Origin of the sequence: Pigmentiphaga sp. GD03639, from assembly GCF_029845405.1 — a bacterium.
Classification (GTDB): Bacteria; Pseudomonadota; Gammaproteobacteria; order Burkholderiales; family Burkholderiaceae_B; genus Pigmentiphaga; species Pigmentiphaga daeguensis.
Genome location: NZ_JAOCLR010000014.1, coordinates 14817 through 33762, shown reverse-complemented (window position 1 = coordinate 33762; position 18946 = coordinate 14817). Strand labels below are relative to the sequence as shown.

Sequence of the window (18946 nt, the reverse complement as noted above, 5' to 3'; positions counted from 1 at the left end):
ACGGGAAAGCCAAGGAGAAGAACCATGTTGCGCTGGGCTACTATCTTTTTCGTGATCCCCTTGCTGGTTGCCGTCGTGGGACTCGGCGATTTCGCGGCCGGTGCCGCCAATATCGCCTTCGTCCTGTTCCTGGTTTCGCTGGGAGCGTTCCTGGCCACCTTCTTCGTCCGGTCCCCCGAGGAGACGGAAGAGGGCTATGAGGGCGAATGGTCCCGCTGACCGCGGAGGGCAAAAAAGCCGATGAACATGCAGCGCCTTTTTCGCGGTTGAACATGGTTGCACGACGCGTTTCGCAGGCGGCCGGGCCGTCCGGTCCTTCCTATCGCATTTTGGCAGAGCACGCCCCGGGCGTGCTCTGGTCCGCTTCCACGACGGGGGAGTGGGTGTATGTGAATCCCGCCTGGACCCGCCTGACGGGGCAATCCGCCGAGGCGGCCCTGGGCTGGGGCTGGCTGGCATGCGTGCCGGCCGACCAGCGCGAGCGGGTCCGGGCCGCCGTCGCCAAGGGAGCCGCCGATGCGGCTCCTTTCGACGTGGCGCACCGGGTGGCCACCGCCGACGGGCGGCAGGTGGACGCGCATACCCTGGCCCACCCCAGCCTGGAGGCCAACCGGCAATTCGTGGGGTTCAGCGGCACCTGCCTGCCCGCGCGCGAGTCCGCCGCGGCGCGCCCGCCTGATGGCAACCAGGCCGACGAGGGCCGGCTGCTGGACCTGCTGCCTCATGCCCTCGTCGCCTACGACGCATCCTTGCGCTATCTGTACGCCAACCGGGCGGCCGGCGAGTTGTTCGGCATCGAGCCGGTGGCGTTTGTCGGCAAGACCGCGCGCGAGCTCGGCGTGGCGCCCTACATCGCGTCGGCCTACGAGCAGGCGGTGGCGGACGCGCTGGCCACGGGAAAGGCCCAGACCTTCGACTATCGCATAGACACCGGATCCTCCACCCGCCACTTCCGCGTCCGCGTCGTGGCCGACGGCGCCGGCGGGCGCGCCTTGGCGGCGACCGTGGATGTCAGCGCGTGGGTGCGCGCCCAGGTGGAGCTCGACACGCTGCTGCTGCGCGAACAGGCGGCGCGGACGCAGGCGGAAACGGCGATCGGGGTACGCGACCAGTTCCTGTCCATGGTTTCCCACGAACTGCGGTCCCCGCTCAACGGCATCCAGAGTTGGGCCCACGTGCTCGAGAGCCGCGTCGACGCCGGCGTGCCGACGGTGGCGCGAGCGCTGGCGGGCATCAGGACCGGCGTGCAGCAGCAGGTCAGGCTGATCGACGAATTGCTCGACGCCACCCACGCGATGACGGGCCGCCTCCAGCTTTCGATGAGGCTGGAAGCGCTGGCGCCCATCGTCGAACGCGCGGTCGCGCAGGCCGCTCCGAAGGCCGCCGAACGCAATGTGAACCTGCGCGCCGAGCTGCCGCCCGGCGAGGTCCGGGTCTGGGGCAGCGCCGAGCGCATCGAGCAGATGGTGGGGCACCTGCTGGACAACGCCATCAAGTTCAGCCTGCCCGACGGCCAGGTCTCGGTACGGGTCGAGGCGACGCAGACCGAGGCCAGGATCGCCGTCGGAGACACCGGCAAGGGCATCGCGGCCGACGTCATGCCCTATCTGTTCGATCCGTTCCGCCAGCTCGATGCCTTCCGTGCCCGCCGTCCCGACGGGCTGGGCCTGGGGTTGACGCTGGTGCGGCATCTGGCCGAGCTGCAGGGCGGCAGGGTAGCCGCCCAGAGCGGAGGCGAAGGTCAGGGCGCGCTCTTCTCCATCTACCTGCCGCTGGCCGGCGAAGGCCAGGCGCGCGTGCCGGCCGCGGGGACCGGCACGCGCGCGGCCTCACCCGCGACCCTGAACGACGTGCGTATCCTCCTGGTCGAGGGGCATGCCGAGGCGCGCGGCGAACTGGCCGACTCCTTGAAGCAGGCGGGAGGAGAGGTCGTCGCGTGCGAATCCGGCGGGTCGGCCCTGGAGTACCTGCGCAGGGCGGACTCGGACGGCCTGCCCCATGTCATCGTCAGCGACATGACCCTGCCGGGCATGGACGGCAGCGATACGCTGGCCCGGATCCGCGAACTCGAGCGCGGCGCGCCCGATCGCTTTCCCACCCCGACTCCCGCCGTCGCCCTGACCTCGGCCAGCCGGTGCGAGGACCGTATCGGCGCGCTGGCGGCGGGCTTCCAGGTCTACCTGGCCAAGCCGGTGGAGTTTCCGCAACTGGTCGGATTGATAAACAACCTGGCGCGAACCGCTTTCCTGGAGCGGCGCTAGCCGGAAGGCGGCCGGCAGGCCGCCCTCCGTCCACGGCTACGCGTGTGCGCGCATCCGGTCGCGCAGTTCCTTCACCTGGTCGTGATTGCGCACGACGCCCTCGTATTGCACCTGTACCAGGGCCAGGAGCTGGGGCGGGAGTTCCTCGCGCAGGGCAGCCTGGTAGCGGCTCTTGGCCACGTCCTCGCCGCGTTCGCATTCCTCCAGGATGGCGAGGTCCGTACGCCCCGCCACCGCCGATTTCAGCCCCAGCCAGCCGCGGTGCAGCGCGCCGGCCGCGGTACCGCCTTCCTCGGGCTGGTCGCCCAGCGCCGCGACCTGCTCCTGCAACTGGGCCGCGGCTGTCGAGCAGTCGCCCGCGCGCCGGGAAAAAAGTGTCTTCAACTCGGGATCGTGGGCGTCCTGGGCAGCTTGCCGAAAGCCGTACTCGCCGTCCTTGCAGGTCTCGATCAAGTCGTTCAGTACTGTCGTCACATCTCGGGCCATCTTCGTCTCCTGGGTAGTCCGAATGAACCGGGCCACACCGGGCCCGGTCCGGGACTCCAGCAGGAAACGGACCCGCCGGAGGATCGGTCATTTCTTGGGATGACTGGGCTTGAGCTTCCAGTCCTTGTCGTCCTTGCCGGTACGGACTTCCTTTTCGGCATGCGCGGCGGCCCCGGGCGAGATCGGATCGCTGGCCGGGAAAGTGTCCTCCAGCGAGTCGTCCAGCAGTTCCTGGTAGGTCGGCAGCCCCTCGTCGGACTGCTTGGCCTTGTCCTTCGGGTCCTTTTCCGAACGGTTCTTGGGTTCAGTCTTCATGCGATGCTCCCGCAAATTGTCGCGTGGTCGAGTCGGCAAGACTCATGCCCGGGGTCAAGCCCCCGAGCCGCCGCCCGCCGACGGTTGCGGCGCCGCGGCCTGCCGTTCGTCGCCGTCCAGGCGGCGGACGAAACTGGCCTGCGGATTTGCAAACTGTATTCCCAACTGCTTGAAACGGCGATAGAGACGCTGGTTGAAGCCGCGCTGCACCGCGGCCTTGCCGCGATCCAGCGTGCGGATCTGTCCGGCCAGGGTGACCGAGGCACCGTCCACCTGGTCCACGCCCCACAGGTCCAGGTCGGCCAGCATCAGCGGACCCAGGTCGGGATCGTTGCGCATTTCCTCGCCCACGTTGCGGATCGCGGCGATGACCTCGTCCAGGTCCGAGTCGGCGCTGACGCTGACCCGCACGGAGGCGTTGCCGATGCCGCGGTTGCTGTTCGAGACCGTGCCCACGGCGCTGAAGGGGACCACGTGCAGGGCGCCGTCGCCCGCGCGCAGCCGCACCGTGCGTATGGACAGGTACTCGACCGTGCCCGATACCCCCGCCAGCGTCACCGAATCGCCCACCTGCATCGCGTTCTCCATCAGCAGGAAGATGCCGGTGATGAAATCCTGCACCAGCTTTTGCGAGCCGAAGCCGATGGCCACGCCGATGATGCTGGCGCCGGCCAGCAGGGGCGCGATGTTGATGCCCAGTTCGTTGAGCGCGGTGAACAGCACGATCAGCGCGATCACGATGAACAGCGTCGTGCGCAGGATGGGGACCAGCGTGCGCAGCCGCGTGGCGCGGGCGAGATCGCCGGCCCGGGTCCAGCGCTCCATTCGGCGGTTGATCGACAGATTGGCGGCTTCCCAGGCGACCAGCGCGAGGACGCAGGCCACCGCGATGGTCGCGGTGGCCGAGACCAGCCTGCGGCCCACCGTGCCGGCCTCGAACCAGTCCAGCGCGTGCACGCCCCAGACCTCCAGCAGCGCGATCGCGGTGGCGACGAAGACCAGGATCATCACGACACGCTGCGCCAGCGTCTGGTAGGGCCGCCGGCCCGGCTGGCCGCTGCCCGCCGCGGGGGCGTCGCTGTAGAAGGCGCGGTCCAGCGCCCCCAGCAGGATCATGCTGAGGACGGTAGCCGCCAGCATGACCAGCGCCGTGCGCCAGACATAGTGCAGCAACTGCGACAGCCCGCTGGCCGTGCCCAGCGCCCATACCACCCAGAGTCCGGCGATGACCGCGATGGCGGTGGGCGCCCAGACATTGGCCAGCACCGCCCGCAGCCCCTCGTGTTCCTGTCCGCGTATCCAGCGCGACACCTGGCGCCGCCGCTGGACCACCATGACGATCAGCATCGCGTGCACGGCCAGGCCCACCAGCTTGGACAGCGCGTTGCGCGCATCGTCGCCGGCCCCCAGCAGGTAGGCGATCTCGGTCGCGGCCACGCCGAAGGCGCCGACCGCCACCACGCGCCGCAGCCAGGTGTCCAGATAGCGCGCCGATTCGTCGCCCAGCCGGGACAGGCGCAGGCAGGCACCCGACGGCGAGGTCAGCAGGCGCAGCGCGGTCATCGTCAGCCGCATGGCGAGGTAGGCGCCGATCAGCGGCAGGATGAACGGATAGAAGCCGGCGGCCGGCGCGCCGAACAGCCTCATCAGTATCGTCGCCACCACCAGGAAGCCGGCCAGCGGCACCAGGGCCAGGATGGCATGCGCCAGCGCGGCGGGCAGCCGGCGCACGATGCGCAGGTGCTGGTCGGGCTCGGCGGGCGTTTCCGTGTCGGGGTCGGGCGCGGAGGGCGGAACGGTAGCCGGGATGTACCGGCGTTCCGCGTAGGCCAGCAGCATCGCGCGCGGCCGGCGCAGCAGTCGTCCGATACCCGCTTCCACGCCCAGGGCCACGGCCAGGATCAACAGAATCGTGCCCAGGCCCTGGAAGGTCGCCGTGCGGGCCTCCGGCGTGCCGAGGTAGTACTGCCACCAGGCGCCCGCCGACCGCAGCGACCACAGCGTCGCTCCCGTCAGCCGCAGCTCGCCCAGCGCCGAGTCCACCCACTTGCCCGCCTGCGTGAAGGCCTGGGCGATGAGCCCGTCCTTCTCCAGGGCGACCGGCGCTTCCGGCGCGGCGGGCGCGGCGGGCGCGGCCGCCGGCGGGGCGGCCTGCTGCTCCGTCGCCTCGGCGATGACGCTCAGCGTCTGCTCCAGTTCCGCCCGCCGGGCGTCGTCGCGCAGCAGGTCCAGGACCTGGCGCGCCTGGGCTGGAGTCACGGCCGCGGGGTCGGGAGCGGCGGCGTCGGCCGGCCGCGACATCCAGAGGGCCAGGCACAGCAGGGCGAGGGCGGTCCAGGGGCGTGGGCGTCGTGTCTGCATGGGGGCGGTCTGAAGAGGGGATAGGGCGATTCTACCCAGCCGCGCGGGCGGCTTGGCGGGGGCGGCCGCGGAAGTCGATGCCGGCCGGAAAGGGAGCGGCAGGCCTTGATTCGCACAAGTCGAAAAAAGTCGTTATAATCTTGCTTCTTTGCAGGGCTGTTAGCTCAGTTGGTAGAGCAGCGGACTCTTAATCCGTAGGTCGAGTGTTCGAGCCACTCACAGCCCACCAAGAATTCAGCAAGGAAAGACGCCTTAGGCGCCCGGCGGCCTAGGGCGTTTTTCTTTTGTGCGTTTTTTGTCGAAAGAACCGTCATGGCCGTGGCCATGAAGGGCTTTCATTCGCAGCCACGTGTGGTGAAGATGAACAAGCCTTTCATTTCGCTATGTCCAGAGATCACTCGGGCAGACGCGCTGACTCTGATGGACTGGTTGGAAGATGAGCGCGTCATCCGCTATCTGAGCGATTCGCGCCATGTCTCCCGCTTCATCGAACAGGTCATCGGCCGGGTCCAGTTGCCCATCCTGACCCATCTGTTCAACCAGGGCGGCCGATTCTTCATGGCCTACGACCGGCACGATGTGCCGGTGGGCTTCGTGCGCCTCGTCAAGACGGGGCCGGACTGCGAGATAGTCCTGGTCATCGGGGATCGCGACAACTGGGGTCGCAAGCTCGGCGCCAGCGCCATCCTCGAAGGCATGAAGCTCGCCTTCTTCGACATGCGGGCCGAGAAACTCATCGCCAAGATCCACCCGGACAACGCGCGTTCGCTGAAAGCCTTCCTGCGCTGCGGCTTCCTGCCTGAAAGCGAAACGCCGACGCTGAAGTCGTTTTCCATGACTGTCGAGCGCTACCTCGGGCTCTTGCGCGAAAACGCCGTGGGCGATTCCACCGATATCCATATCACCGAAATCGACAAGGCCCGGCTCAGCAGCCTGATCGCGCTCGAACAGGGGCCGGCCGTGGTCGATCTCGAGCACGAGATCGAGCGAGCCATCGTCGTCGATCCGCGGCAAGTGGCGCGGAGCGTCGTCACGATGAATTCCCGCGCCTTGCTGCATCTGGACGACGAGGAAGTGGAGGTGGCCCTGGTCTACCCCGAGGACGCGGACGGCAGTGCCGGGAAGCTGTCGGTGTGCTCCGACGTCGGCGCGGCGATCCTGGGCTACCAGGAGGGAGATGCCATCGATTGGCGGATTTCGGACCGCACCCGCCGTATCTGCATCGAGAAAGTGCTTTACCAGCCGGAAGCCGCCGGGGATTTCCACCTGTAGGTTCGTGCTGTGCTCACAGCCGCCGATCGGCCTAGCCGATGGACGGCTGGTGCCGCCGATGCATGACCAGCCACTTGCCCACCGCGATGACGGACAGCGCGGCGACGATCTGCACCGCGAGTTCGACCATGGGGCCGGGTTCGCCCACGTGTTCGAGCACGAAGGTGTCGCTGATCAGCATGCCGCCGGCGATCCAGCCCAGCATGCCCGCGCCCAGCGTGACGATCGCGGGGAAGCGGTCTATCAGCTTGAGCACCAGCGTGCTGCCCCAGACGATCACGGGTACGCTGACGCACAGGCCGAAGATCACGTAGTACAGCTGGTGCCCGAGGTGGGCGCTTTCGGCCGCGCCGGCGATGGCGATGACGTTGTCCAGGCTCATGGCGAAGTCGGCGATGATGATGGTCCGGATGGCGCCGAAGACGGACGTGCCGCCATCGATGTCGCCATGCGCGTCCTTCTCCTGGGCCAGCAGCTTGATGCCTATCCAGATGAGAAGCGCACAGCCCACGATCTTCAGGAAGGGCATGCTGAGCAGCGCCAGCGCGAAGGCGATCAGCAGGACGCGCAGCAGGATGGCGCCGGCGGTGCCCCACAGGATGCCCTTTATCCGTTGTCCGTGAGGCAGGTTGCGGCAGGCCAGGGCGATGACGATGGCGTTGTCGCCTCCCAGCAGGATGTCGATCAGGATGATCTGGAAGACGGCGCCCCAATGAAGCGTCTCGATGAGTTCGAGCATGACCCTGGCCCCCTTTGAAAGAACGTGGACGACGCATCGAGGCGACCGGGATGTCCGTTCGCGCGGGATGGATTGCCAGCCATTCTAGGCAGGAAGCGCGGGAAACGTTCTAATAATAGTACTATTGGAATGGTCACTCTTGCCGGGGGCGGGCGGCAGGGGCCGGCTTGTGCCGCCCGCACCCGGAAGCGGGGTCAATCTCCCCGGCAGGCGTTCTTCTGCGGCACCAGCGTGGCGGTCAGCAGGTAGTCCGACTGCACGTCGACCACGCAGGCCTTCCTGCCGGGACCTCCTCCCATGGCCACGTGCTGGTCCGCTTCGAAGACGAACAGCGATGCGTTCGCGAGCTGCGCCACCACGTCCTTGGAGCTCTGGAACGGGGTGGCGGGGTCGCCGGTCGTGCCCCACACCATGATGGGGGGCGAGCCCTGCGCCCGGTAGTTGGTGGGCACGGGATCGGGCGCCACGGGCAGGTGGGCGCAGGGCCGGTTGATGTTGGCCTGCACCGCGCCGGTCAGCGGCGCCGCGGCGGCGGCTTGCGCCACGATGTCCTCGAACGCCGCGCCCTGCGGCAGGGGCTGGTCCATGCACGTCGTCCAGACCGCCGGGCCGAGCGATTCGCTGTTCGCCAGTCCGGAGGCTTGCGCCCGCATGGGATCCCAGTCCGCCGGCGTCTGCGCCGCGGCGCCGATGGCGACGGCCAGGGACGGATAGGCCACCGGTTCGTAGATGCTCAGCACGGAGACCAGCGTCAGCCAGCCGGTGGAAAGCGGGATGGGCGTGCCCTTGTAATCCATCCGCGCCGGCGCGGCATGCGCCCGGGCCAGCATTTCCCTGAACTGCCCTTCGGCCTGGTCGCGCATCGGACATTGCCCGGCGTTGCCGGCGCACCAGGAGAAGAATCGCTCCAGCCCCCGGTTCCAGGAGACTGCCTGGTTCACCAGTATCGTGGTCCCGGACTGGGCGGGATTGACGACGCCGTCGATGATCATCGCGCGGATGTGCGAAGGATAGAGGTCGGCGTAGACGATCCCGACCTCGGTACCGTAGGACACGCCCAGGTAGGTCAGCCTGGCGTCGCCCAGGGCGCGGCGCAGCACTTCGACGTCGCGGACCACGTTCATCGTGCCCATCAGGGGGAAAACGGGGTCGTCGCGGCAGGTGCGGGCGTAGGCGGCCGCGGCGGCGTCGAGCGCCTTGGCGCCGACGGCGGTGGTGTCGCCCAGGTCGTGGGCGAAGTACGTCGCCAGCGCGCCGCCGCAGCGCAAGGCGGGCGCGTCCGGCGGCGAGCCGGTGGGACGGGTGTGGCCGACGCCGCGCGGATCGAAGCCGACGATGTCGAAGCGTTGCCGCACTTGCGCCGACAGCTTGCCGGCGAAGTCCGGGACGGCGCCGACGCCGGAGCCGCCCGGTCCGCCGGGTTCGATGACGAGCGAGCCTATCCTGTTCCGTGCGTCGTCGGCCGGCCGGCGGCGCAGGGCCAGGTCCAGGGTCTTGCCCTTGGGGTCCGCGTAGTCGAGCGGGACCCGGACCACGGCGCAGTCGTAGCGTTCGCCGTCGACCCGGGACGGCACGGTGCCGTCCGGAAAGACCGTTTCGCAAGCCCGCCAGTCGGGTGCGGCGACGGCCACGGTGGTGGCGGCCAGGTTCTTGCTCGCGGCCGTATCGCCCTCGTCCGAACCGCCACCGCAACCGGCCAAAAGAAGGGCGGCGACCGCCGCCGCCGCCCGGGGGTGGCCATGCCGGCCCCGGTGCCTCGTTCTTGTCCTTGCCATTGTCCCTGCCCCCATGCCTTGAACGCCCGACGCCCCTGCGGCGATCCCATCTTGCCAGTTGGGGCGGGGCTTGGCTAGGGCGGGCTCAGTCGATCTTCAACCCGATCTGCCGTATCAGCTTGCCCCAGCGCTCCTTCTCGGCGTGCGAGAAGCTGGCCATCTCGGCCGGGGTGGTGGGCATGGCCTCGATACCCAGGGCCTCGAAGCGCGCTTTTACCGGCGCCGATTGCAGCGCGCCCACCAGCGCCTGGTTCAGGCGGTCGATGGTGGCCTGCGGCGTGCCGGTGGGGACCGACAGACCCTGCCAGGCGAAGGCGACGAAGTCCTTCAGCCCTTCCTCCTGCAGCGTGGGCGTGTCCGGCAGCGACTCGATGCGCCGGGCGCTGGCGACGGCCAGCGGACGCAGCTTGCCGCCGGTGATGTAGGGGATGCCGCTGCCGCTTTCGACGAACATGAACGGGATCTGGCCGGCCATGATGTCCTGGATGGCCGGGGCCGCGCCGCGATACGGCACGTGCACGAGGTTCAGGCCGGTGCGCTCGCGCAGGAGTTCGGTGGCCAGGTGATGCGGCGTGCCGGGGCCGGGCGAACCGTAGCTGACGCCCTGTTGCTGGGTGCGGGCCCAGGCCATGAAGCCCTTGAAGTCCTTGATGGGCGAGTCGGCGCGCACGACCAGGATGAGCGGAAAGCGGACCAGCATGCCCACCGGGCGCAGGTCGCGCTCGGCATCGTAGGTGAGCTTGCTGTACAGGAAGGGGTTGGTGGCCAGGGTGGCGTAGTCGGCGGTGACCATGACGTGGCCGTAGTCCTTGGAACGGACGACATAGTCGGTGGCGATGTTGTGGGCCGCGCCCGGTTTGTTGACGACCACGATGCTCTGTTGCAGCGTGCGTCCCATGGCCTCGGCCAGCACGCGCGCGACGGTGTCGGTGCCACCGCCGGGCGCCATGCCGACGACCCATTCGATGGGCCTCGAGTCCTGGGCCCAGGCCAGCGGCGCCGTCAGCAGCAGTGCCGCAAGTCCGGCCATCGCCCTCGATAGTGCGCCACGCCGGGCGCGGTGGGGGGATTTCATCTGTCGTCTCCTTGGTGGTTGGGGGGCTCAGTACACGCTGCCCGCCGGCGGATCGGCGGAGGCGGCCGGAGGCTGCCCGGTCTTGAAACCTGCGGCCAGGCGGCGCGCGGCCTGGGCCAGCAAGGTGATGTCCACGCCCACGGCGACGAAGCGCGCGCCCATTTCCAGGTAGCGCCTGGCCAGCACCGGATCGGCCGACAGGATGCCGGCGGCCTTGCCCGCCGCCCGCACGGCGGCGATGCCGTCGGCGATGGCCCGCTGGACCTCCGGTTCGCCCGGCCGGCCGATGAACCCCATCGAGGCCGAGAGATCGGAGGGGCCGAAGAACACGCCGTCCACGCCCTCGGTGGCGGCGATCGCCTCGAGGTTGGCCAGCGCGGCCTTGGATTCCACCTGGACCAGCACGCACATCTCGTCGTCGGCGCGGTGCAGGTAGCCTTCCACGCCGTTCCAGCGCGAGGCGCGCGCCAGCGCGCTGCCGACGCCGCGGATACCGTGCGGTGGATAGCGCGTGGCGGCCACCATGCGCGCGGCCTGTTCGGCGGTCTCGACCATGGGCACCAGCAGGGTCTGGGCGCCGACGTCCAGGTATTGCTTGATCAGCGCGGGATCGCCGGTCACCGGCCGCACCACGGGATGGACCGGGTAGGGCGCCACGGCCTGCAATTGCGACAGCACCGTGCGTACGTCGTTGGGGGCGTGCTCGCAGTCGATCAGCAGCCAGTCGAAGCCGGCGCCGGCCAGCATCTCGGCGGCGCAGCCGTCGGCCAGGCCGACCCACAGGCCGATCTGCGGCGGACCATCGCGCAGCGCGCGCTTGAAGGTATTGATGGGCAGTTGCATGGCGGCTCCCGGCATCAGGCGATGCGAAAGGCGATGGAGCCCAGGGGCCCGTAGTCGGCATGGAAGGCATCGCCGGGCCGGGCGGGCACGGGGCGGGTGAACGAGCCCGCCAGCACGATCTGTCCGGCCTGCAGCGACTCGCCCCAGGGAGCCAGCTTGTTGGCCAGCCACGCGATGCCGTTGCCGGGGTGGTTCAGGACGGCGGCGGCGATGCCCGATTCCTCGATCACGCCGTTCTTGTAGAGCAGCGCGCCGACCCAGCGCAGATCCACCGCGTCGGGCCGGACCGGCCGCCCGCCCGTGACGATGCCGGCATTGGCGGCGTTATCGGAAATGGTGTCCACCACCTTGCGCGGCGCGCGTGTGTCGCGGTCGAACTGTTCGATGCGCGCGTCGATGATCTCGACGGCGGGCACGACGTAATCGGTGGCGGCCATCACGTCGAACAGCGTCACGCCTGGTCCGCGCAGGGGACGGCCCAGGATGAAGCCCAGCTCCACCTCGATGCGAGGCGCGATGAAGCGTTCGGCGGGGATGTCGGTGCCGTCGTGGAAGAACATGTCGTCCAGCAGAGTGCCGTAGTCGGGCTCGTCGATCTGGCTGGACAACTGCATGGCGCGCGAGGTCAGGCCTATCTTGTGGCCGCGCACGACGCGGCCTTCCTGGATCTTGGTACGGACCCAGGCGCGCGAGACGGCGTAGCCGTCCTCGATCGTCATGTCGGGGAAGCGCTTGGAGAAGTGTCCGACCTGGCTGCGGCTTTTCTCGGCCTGGTGCAATTCGGCCGCCAGCTCGGCGATGCGGGTTTCGCTAATCATGGAGGGTCATTTCCGGTTGAACAGGGGATGCAGGCTGCTGTGCTTGGCGTCGTAGACCTGGTCGCGGCTTTCGTCGACCTGGACCGTGATGCCGACCGGGCGGCGCGCCAGCAGCGGGTTCAGCGCATCGCGCAGCGTGGCGGCCAGCGCGTCGCCCACCGCCCGGTGCACCGCCGGGCTGCGGTCCGGCGCCATGCGCAGGTTGGCGTACAGGAAGCCATAGTCGCCCGCGCCGTCGGCGACGGCGGCATGCGCCGCCGGATAGGCCAGCACGCGGGTGCCGCCGGTGGGGAAGACCTGGCGGCCTTGCTCGTCGCGTTGGGCGATCAGGGTGTCGGCCAGCTTGCGGCACAGTGAGGGCATGTCGGCATCGCGCTCGATGTCCGGGCTGTAGAGCAGGACGAGGTGGGGCATGTCAGGTTCCCGGGGGCGTGTCGAGGAAGGTATCCGGCGGCAGCGGCGTCACCGGGAAGATGGCGTTGATCTGGCCGGTGCCGGAACTGCCGAAATAGGGGGTGACGATCTCCACCGGCTGGTCGTAGGCGGTCCAGCCCAGGGCGCCCAGCAGCATGGCCGTGTCGTGCATGCCGCCTTCGCCCCAGCACTTCTCGTTGTACATGGGCAGCATGGGGCAGAAGGTTCGCCAGTCTCCCCGTTCCCACAGTTCCACCACTCGCCGGTCCACCTGCTCCAGGAACGGATCCCATACCTTGTGCATGAACTCGGGCGCCATGCCGTTCTGCGCGAAATGGTGGCTGAGCGAGCCGCTGGCGAAGATGGCCACCGTGCCGTCGTAGCGTTCCTCGATCGCGCGGCGCACCGCCAGCCCCAGCCGGGCGCTGGCGGCCAGGTCGTGCCAGACGCACCATCCGGACATGCCCACGACCTTGAAGTGCCGGTCCGCGTTCATGTAGCGCATGGGAACCAGCGTGCCGTACTCCAGTTCAAGCGTGGTGGCGCTGTGCGCGCGAGTAGGCACGCCCATCTCGTTGGCGACGTCGGCGATCAGGTGGCCCAGTTCGGGGTTGCCGGGGTACTCGTAGGACAGGTTCTTGATGAAGTGCGGGAGCTCGTTGCTGGTGTAGCAGCCCGAGAAACGCGGCGCGCAATTGATGTGGTATTCACTGTTGACCAGCCAGTGGACGTCGAACACCACGATGGTGTCCACGCCCAGTTCGCGGCACCGCCGGCCGATCTCGACGTGCCCGTGGATGGCGGCCTGCCGGCAGCCCTTGTGCGGCCCGTCCAGTTCCGACAGGTACATGGACGGCACGTGGGTGATCTTGGCGGCCAGGGCGAGTGTTCCCATATCTGCTCCCGGCCTCGTCAGACGTCCACCGTGATGCCCGCGCGGCGCACCACCTCGGCGTATCGGGCGGTCTCGCTCTTGAGGAAGGCGTCGAACCGGTCCACCGATCCCGCCATCGACGCGATGCCGCCGTCGCGCATCGTCGCCTGGACCTTGGGGGCCTGCAGGCTGGCATTGATCGCGCCGTTGAGCTGCGCCACGATGGCATCCGGCACGCGCGCCGGCGCCAGCACGCCTTGCCACGAATTGGATTCCAGCGGCACGCCCTGTTCGGCCAGGGTCGGCACCTGCGGCGCGTACACGGAGCGTTCGGCCGTGGCCATGCCCAGCGCCACCAGCCGGCCGGCGTCCACGTGGCCGCGGAATTCCGGCCAGTTGCCGAACATCACCGTCACCTGCCCGCCCAGCAGGTCGTTCAGCGCCGGCGCCTGGCCCTTGTAGGGCACGTGCAGCAGGTCGATGCCGGCCTGCATCTTGAGCATCTCGCCCGCCAGGTGGGCCGAGGTGCCGTTGCCGAAGGAGGCATAGCTGAGCGAGCCGGGCGCCTTGCGCGCGGCGGCGACGAGGTCCGCCAGATTGCGCAGGCCGCTCTTGGGGTTGGCCGCCAGCACGTGTTCGGACATGCCCATCAGCGCCACCGGACGCAGGTCGGCGGGGTCGTAGGGCAGCTTTTTCACCAGCGAGGTGTTGGCGCAGAAGCTGTTGGCCACGGTGATCAGGGTGTAGCCGTCGGGGGCGGACTTGGCCGCGGCTTCCACGCCCACGACCGTGCCGGCCCCCGGCTTGTTCTCGACGATGAAGGATTGCCCCAGTTGGCGGCCCAGCTCGGCCGCGACCAGCCGCGTGACCACGTCGGTCGTGCCGCCGGGCGTGAACGGCACGATGATGCGCACCGCCCGGTTCGGATAGGACGATTGCTGGGCGCGCGCGCCGCGCAGGGCGAGGCCCGACAGGGCGCCGCCCGCCGCAAGCCGGAGCAGGGCGCGGCGGGACACGGGGAGGGGGGCTTGGGTCATGTCGTCTCCTGGTTGTCGTGGGTGCGCCGGGACTCAACGGCCCCAGTGCGGGATGTGATGGTCGGTGATCGAGACGCAGACGTTCTTGGGCTCCAGGAAGACCTCGTAGCTCCAGGTGCCGCCCTCGCGGCCGGTGCCGGAGGCCTTGGTGCCGCCGAAAGGCTGGCGCAGGTCGCGCACGTTCTGGCTGTTGACGAAGCACATGCCGGCCTCGATGGCCGCCGCCACGCGATGGGCGCGCGCGAGGTCCCGGGTCCACACGTACGACGACAGCCCATAGCGGATGTCGTTGGCCAGGCGGATGGCGTGGGCCTCGTCGTCGAAGGGGATCAGGCAGGCGACCGGACCGAAGATCTCGTCCTGCGCGATCTTCATGTCGTTGCCAACGTTGCCGAACACCGTGGGGCGCACGAAGTTGCCGGCGCGGACCGCCGCGGGAAGATCGGGCGCGTCCAGCCCGCCGGCCAGGAGTTCCGCTCCTTCGTCCTGGCCCAGTTCGATGTAGCGGCGGACCTTGGCCAGGTGGTCGCGGGAGATCATGGGACCGACGATGGTGCCGGCATCGAGCGGGTCGCCCACGGTGATGCGCGCGGCGCGGGCCGCGAACTCCTCCGCGAAGCGGCGGTAGATCGACCGCTGGACCAGGATGCGCGAGCCGGCGGTGCAGCGTTCGCCGTTGTTCGAGAAGATCATGAATACGGCCGCGTCCATTGCCCGTTCCCAGTCGGCGTCCTCGAACACGACGAAGGGGCTCTTGCCGCCCAGTTCCATCGAGAACTTCTTCAGGCCCGCGGACTGGATGATGCGGTTGCCGGTGGCGGTGCTGCCGGTGAACGATATGGCGGCGACGTCCGGGTGGCGCACCAGCGCCTCGCCCGCCGTCCTGCCATAGCCGTGCACCACGTTCAGCACGCCTGGGGGCACGCCGGCCTCGAGCGCGAGCTGCCCCAGCCGCCACGCGGTGATGGGCGAGAGCTCGCTCATCTTCAGCACGGCGGTATTGCCGAAGGCCAGCGCCGGCGCGATCTTCCAGGTGGCCGTCATGAACGGCACGTTCCACGGGGAGATCAGCGCGCATACGCCCACGGGATGGTAGAGCGTGTAGTTCAGGTGCGTGGGCGTGGGATAGGTGTGGCCGTCCACCCGCGTGCACATCTCGGCGAAGTAGCTGAAGTTGTCGGCGGCGCGCGGCACCAGCTGCTTGCCGGTCTGGGCGATGACCTGGCCCGTGTCGCGCGTTTCCCAATCGGCCAGCTCGGGCACGTGGCGCTGGATCAGTTCTCCCAGCTTGCGCATGATGCGGCCGCGATCGGCGGCGGGAGTGGCGGCCCACCGGGGAAAGGCGGCCCGGGCCGCCGCGACGGCAGCCCGGACCTCGGCTTCGCCGCCCGAGGCGACGGTGGCCAGCACGGACTGGTCGGCCGGGTTGACGGTGTCGAAGGCCTGGTCGCTGTCGACCTCGCGGCCATCGATCAGGTGGGAAATGTGCAGGGACATGATGGAGTCCTGTTGAACGGCGGAAAGGAAGTTCAGCGGCCGAACACGTCGTCGCCCACGATGGTGTTGCGCAGGCTGCCGATGCCGTCTATCTCGGTGATGACTTCGTCGCCGGGCTTGACGTCGACCACGCCGTCCGGCGTGCCGGTCAGGATGACGTCGCCGGGGGCCAGGGTCATGAAGCCGCTCAGGTATTCGATCAGCGCGGGGATGTCGAACACCATGTCGCGGGTGTTGCCCTGCTGTGTGACGACGCCATTGACCAGGGTGCGCAACGCCAGCGCATGCGGGTCGGGCACGTCGGCCGCGTCGACGAACCAGGGGCCAAGCACGGTGCACGTGTCGCGGTTCTTGACGCGCAGGTTGGGGCGGTACCAGTTTTCCAGGTAGTCGCGGATGGCGTAGTCGTTGGCCACGGTGTAGCCGGCCACGTAATCCATGGCGCAGTCGCGGCGGACGCCGGCGGCGCTGCGGCCGATGACCACGGCCAGCTCGCACTCGTAGTGCATGAAGGTGGCGTCGGCCGGGCGGCGCGTGTGCCCGCGATGGCCGATCAGCGCGCCCGGCCCCTTCAGGAAGGCCAGCGGTTCCTGCTGGGCGCCGAAGCTGAGTTCCTTGGCATGCTCCGCGTAGTTCAGGCCGAGCGCGACGATGGTGCCCGCCTCGAACGGCGGCAGCCAGACGACGTCGTCGTGCAGGACGATGCGGCCGTCCGCCAGGCGCAGCCGGCTGTCGTCGTAAGGCGTGGCGGTGTGGATGGCGCCGGAGTAGGCGACGCGGGCGGTCTTCATGCCGAACCTCCCTGGACCGACGCGCGGACGACCGGGTTCTCGAGCCGGCCGACGTTCTCGATCTCGATGGCCACGCGCTGCCCGCCGTGCGCCAGCGGTCCGTCGAAATCGCCCGGCCAGGGCAGGCCGGTCAGCAGGACGTCGCCTGGCTGCAGGGTCATGAAGTCGGTCACGTCGGCGATGAGCTGGGGCAGGGGCCGCAGGAAGCCCCGGGTGCTCGACCGCAGGCGCAGGGCGCCGTCTATCCAGACGCGCAGATCGAGCGCGTCCGGATTGCCGACCTGCCGCGCCGCGCGCACCCAGGGGCCCATGGGGCAGAAGCCGTCGCGTACGCGCAGCCGCAGCGACGGCCGGTAGAACTCGCGGTGGGGAAGGGTGACGTCGTTGACCACGGTATAGCCGGCCACGTAGTCCAGCGCGTCGCCGGGGGCGACGCGGCAGGCGGTGCGGCCGATGACCGCGCCCAGCGCTGCGCCTACCTGGACGGCCTCGGCACCGGGCGGGAGCGGGATGGCGCGGCCATGGCCCAGGTGCGTGTTGCGAGGCTTGATGTAGAGCACGGGGGCCTTGGGGGCTGCCTTGTAGGGCGGGGCCAGGACCCGGTCTCCCATCGCGGCCAGCGCCGCCGGGTCGTTGTGCAGCACGCCGTAGACCGTGCCGGCCATGGGGGGCCGCGCCGGCTCGCCCGTGGCCAGGGCATCGCATGCCCGCGCGTGGGGAAGGTCGAGCGGCAGCGGGGCGCCCGCGGCGTGGAACAGCGTGTCCTCGATGAACAGCCTCATGCGGAGGTCTCCCTGGTTTCGTTCTTGTCGCATCGCCGATGGCTGGATTTAATCACTAACATGTTAGTGAAGTCAATTTGCGCGCGTCATCGGGGGACCCGTATTTACCCCGGTGATAACATTGGCTGGTCCCCAATCCGGTGTGCGCTCGCGCGCGCCTTTCACCGCATGCCGCCAGCCCCTTTCCGCCATCGCAATCTTCCGCTCATGATGCTCCAGGCGCGCGAGGCCCTGATGGCCCAGTTCCGGCCCTATCTGCAGGAGCAGGGATTGACCGACCAGCAATGGCGCATCGTTCGCGCGCTGTACGACAGCGGCGAGCTCGAACCCAGGCAACTGGGCGAGTGCTGCCAGATATCCAGCCCGAGCATCACGGGCGTGCTGGCCAGGATGGAGGAGATGGGTTTGATCGCGCGCCAGCCGGTCCCGGGCGACCGCCGCCGGCTGCGCGTGTCCCTGACCGCGCAGGGCAAGCGCATCGCCAAGGCCATCGCGCCCAAGGTGGAAGCCAAGTACCAGGAACTGGAAGCGCTGCTGGGCGTCGAGGCCATGCGTCGCGCCTACGACGTGCTGGATGGCCTGCTGGCCGGCTTGCGGGACGGAGACGGCGAGCCGCCCGGACGCCGTTGAACCGCTCGCCCGGCGCCGCCGGGGATCAGGTGCCCCCTATGTTGCGCATCAGCCCGCCGTCCACGAAGTAGCTGCTGCCCGTGACGTAGCTGGCCTCGTCCGAGGCCAGGAAGAGGACGACGTTGGCCACTTCCTGCGGGTCGCCCGGGCGGCCCAGCGGAATCTGCGCAGCCGATTCGCGCGCCTGGGCCGGATCCTTCAGGCGATCCTGCGTCATGGGCGTGGCGATCATGCCGGGGGCGACATTGTTGATGCGGATGCCGCGCGGCGCCAGTTCCAGGGCCAGCGTCCGCGTGACCGAGCGCAAGCCCGCCTTGGCCGCGTCGTAGGACGCGCTGCCGGGCAGGGAAATTTCTTCATGCACCGACGTAATATTTATGATGGCGCCCCCTCCCTCGGACTGCATGTGGCGCGCGGCGGCCTGGCACAGCAGCCAGGGCGACACAAGATTGATGTTCAGCATCCACGAGAACTCGTCGGGCGGGATCTCCAGCGAGTTCTGGCGCGAGGATCCGGCGCCGGCGTTGTTCACGAGCACGTGCAGGCCTCCCATTTTTTCGAACGCCTGTTCGAAGAAGGCCTGCGTCTTGGAGGGATTCGAGAAATCCGCCTGCAGGATCTCGGCGCGCCGTCCCGCCGCGCGCACCTGCGAGGCCGTGGCGCGCGCGCCTTCCTCGTCCCGGTGATAGTGAACCAGCACGTCGGCGCCTTCCCGGGCGAACGTCGCGGCCACGGCCTGGCCGATGCCGCTGTCGGCGCCGGTCACCCAAGCTATCTTGTCCTGGAGTTTCATGTCGTTTCCCTGATCGTGTGCGGGAGCCGCTACGGACGCAAGCCGCATGCCGGCCCCGTGCCGCCGGGCCGAAGAGTGTTGTAAAAAAGCCGTTTCGCCGATCCGGGCGGGGCGCCGGCGCTAAGATACGCGCCACCTCCGAACAAACGCGTCGCGTCGAACGCCGGTTCGCCACTCCCTTGG

19 protein-coding genes and 1 tRNA gene are annotated in these 18946 nt (G+C 69.1%); 5 read left to right on the top strand and 15 right to left on the bottom strand.

Translation table 11 applies throughout. From position 1 onward, the window contains the following. Positions 1-24: 24 nt before the first annotated feature. Positions 25-219 (top strand): DUF1328 domain-containing protein, encoded by a 195-nt coding sequence (locus tag N5K27_RS15995; RefSeq protein WP_087837770.1) that lies wholly within the window; start codon positions 25-27, stop codon positions 217-219. Further along, a complete protein-coding gene (locus N5K27_RS15990) occupies positions 207-2261 on the top strand; it encodes an ATP-binding protein (RefSeq protein ID WP_347944957.1) in 2055 nt (684 codons plus the stop codon). Before N5K27_RS15995 ends, N5K27_RS15990 begins: the two co-directional genes overlap by 13 nt. 36 nt (positions 2262-2297) lie before the next feature. On the opposite strand, the gene N5K27_RS15985 is transcribed toward N5K27_RS15990, so the two are convergent. The 3 genes from N5K27_RS15985 to N5K27_RS15975 all read right to left on the bottom strand — a co-directional run bounded on the left by N5K27_RS15985 (position 2298) and on the right by N5K27_RS15975 (position 5423). Continuing rightward, entirely contained in the window at positions 2298-2747 is a 450-nt protein-coding gene (locus N5K27_RS15985) for a PA2169 family four-helix-bundle protein (protein ID WP_087837768.1), read from the bottom strand. 87 nt (positions 2748-2834) lie between these two features. Next, positions 2835-3062 (bottom strand): hypothetical protein, encoded by a 228-nt coding sequence (locus N5K27_RS15980; RefSeq protein WP_279817499.1) that lies wholly within the window; start codon positions 3060-3062, stop codon positions 2835-2837. A 54-nt stretch (positions 3063-3116) separates the two neighbouring features. Further along, a complete protein-coding gene (locus N5K27_RS15975; RefSeq protein WP_279817497.1) occupies positions 3117-5423 on the bottom strand; it encodes a mechanosensitive ion channel domain-containing protein in 2307 nt (768 codons plus the stop codon). Between the two features lie 153 nt (positions 5424-5576). Between N5K27_RS15975 and N5K27_RS15970 the strand changes: the two genes are divergently transcribed. After that, a tRNA-Lys gene (locus tag N5K27_RS15970) sits at positions 5577-5652 on the top strand. A gap of 83 nt (positions 5653-5735) precedes the next feature. Then, on the top strand, positions 5736-6695 hold the full coding sequence (locus N5K27_RS15965) for a bifunctional GNAT family N-acetyltransferase/nucleoside diphosphate kinase regulator (protein WP_279817495.1): 960 nt from the start codon (positions 5736-5738) through the stop codon (positions 6693-6695). A 31-nt stretch (positions 6696-6726) separates the two neighbouring features. Here the strand turns inward: N5K27_RS15965 and N5K27_RS15960 are convergent, their stop codons facing one another. From N5K27_RS15960 to N5K27_RS15910, 11 genes are all read right to left on the bottom strand, one after another. Further along, positions 6727-7434, bottom strand: a complete 708-nt coding sequence (locus N5K27_RS15960; RefSeq protein WP_279817494.1) for a TerC family protein — start codon at positions 7432-7434, stop codon at positions 6727-6729. A 194-nt stretch (positions 7435-7628) separates the two neighbouring features. Further along, positions 7629-9209 carry an alpha/beta fold hydrolase gene (locus tag N5K27_RS15955; RefSeq protein ID WP_279817492.1) on the bottom strand — a complete coding sequence of 527 codons (1581 nt, stop codon included), beginning with the start codon at positions 9207-9209 and terminating at the stop codon, positions 7629-7631. An 85-nt stretch (positions 9210-9294) separates the two neighbouring features. Continuing rightward, a complete protein-coding gene (locus N5K27_RS15950) occupies positions 9295-10284 on the bottom strand; it encodes a tripartite tricarboxylate transporter substrate binding protein (RefSeq protein WP_279817490.1) in 990 nt (329 codons plus the stop codon). Between the two features lie 27 nt (positions 10285-10311). Beyond that, complete coding sequence (hpaI, locus tag N5K27_RS15945; RefSeq protein WP_087837970.1) at positions 10312-11127, bottom strand: 4-hydroxy-2-oxoheptanedioate aldolase; 816 nt, start codon at positions 11125-11127, stop codon at positions 10312-10314. A 14-nt stretch (positions 11128-11141) separates the two neighbouring features. Continuing rightward, positions 11142-11945 (bottom strand): 2-oxo-hept-4-ene-1,7-dioate hydratase, encoded by an 804-nt coding sequence (gene hpaH / locus N5K27_RS15940; protein ID WP_087837761.1) that lies wholly within the window; start codon positions 11943-11945, stop codon positions 11142-11144. 6 nt (positions 11946-11951) lie between these two features. After that, entirely contained in the window at positions 11952-12359 is a 408-nt protein-coding gene (locus N5K27_RS15935) for a 5-carboxymethyl-2-hydroxymuconate Delta-isomerase (RefSeq protein WP_087837760.1), read from the bottom strand. 1 nt (position 12360) lies between these two features. Beyond that, entirely contained in the window at positions 12361-13254 is an 894-nt protein-coding gene (gene hpaD, locus N5K27_RS15930; RefSeq protein ID WP_087837759.1) for a 3,4-dihydroxyphenylacetate 2,3-dioxygenase, read from the bottom strand. A gap of 17 nt (positions 13255-13271) precedes the next feature. Beyond that, positions 13272-14270, bottom strand: a complete 999-nt coding sequence (locus N5K27_RS15925) for a tripartite tricarboxylate transporter substrate binding protein (protein ID WP_279817485.1) — start codon at positions 14268-14270, stop codon at positions 13272-13274. Positions 14271-14303: 33 nt separating this feature from the next. Further along, on the bottom strand, positions 14304-15761 hold the full coding sequence (gene hpaE, locus N5K27_RS15920) for a 5-carboxymethyl-2-hydroxymuconate semialdehyde dehydrogenase (RefSeq protein WP_279817564.1): 1458 nt from the start codon (positions 15759-15761) through the stop codon (positions 14304-14306). Positions 15762-15799: 38 nt separating this feature from the next. Then, positions 15800-16558 carry a fumarylacetoacetate hydrolase family protein gene (locus tag N5K27_RS15915; RefSeq protein WP_087837757.1) on the bottom strand — a complete coding sequence of 253 codons (759 nt, stop codon included), beginning with the start codon at positions 16556-16558 and terminating at the stop codon, positions 15800-15802. Beyond that, on the bottom strand, positions 16555-17340 hold the full coding sequence (locus tag N5K27_RS15910) for a fumarylacetoacetate hydrolase family protein (protein WP_279817484.1): 786 nt from the start codon (positions 17338-17340) through the stop codon (positions 16555-16557). The genes N5K27_RS15915 and N5K27_RS15910 overlap by 4 nt, the downstream gene beginning before the upstream one ends. A gap of 207 nt (positions 17341-17547) precedes the next feature. Here N5K27_RS15910 and hpaR point away from each other — a divergent pair, with 207 nt between their 5' ends. Next, entirely contained in the window at positions 17548-17970 is a 423-nt protein-coding gene (hpaR, locus tag N5K27_RS15905; protein ID WP_243724536.1) for a homoprotocatechuate degradation operon regulator HpaR, read from the top strand. A 25-nt stretch (positions 17971-17995) separates the two neighbouring features. On the opposite strand, the gene N5K27_RS15900 is transcribed toward hpaR, so the two are convergent. Further along, on the bottom strand, positions 17996-18763 hold the full coding sequence (locus tag N5K27_RS15900; protein ID WP_087837754.1) for an SDR family oxidoreductase: 768 nt from the start codon (positions 18761-18763) through the stop codon (positions 17996-17998). Positions 18764-18946 lie beyond the last annotated feature (183 nt).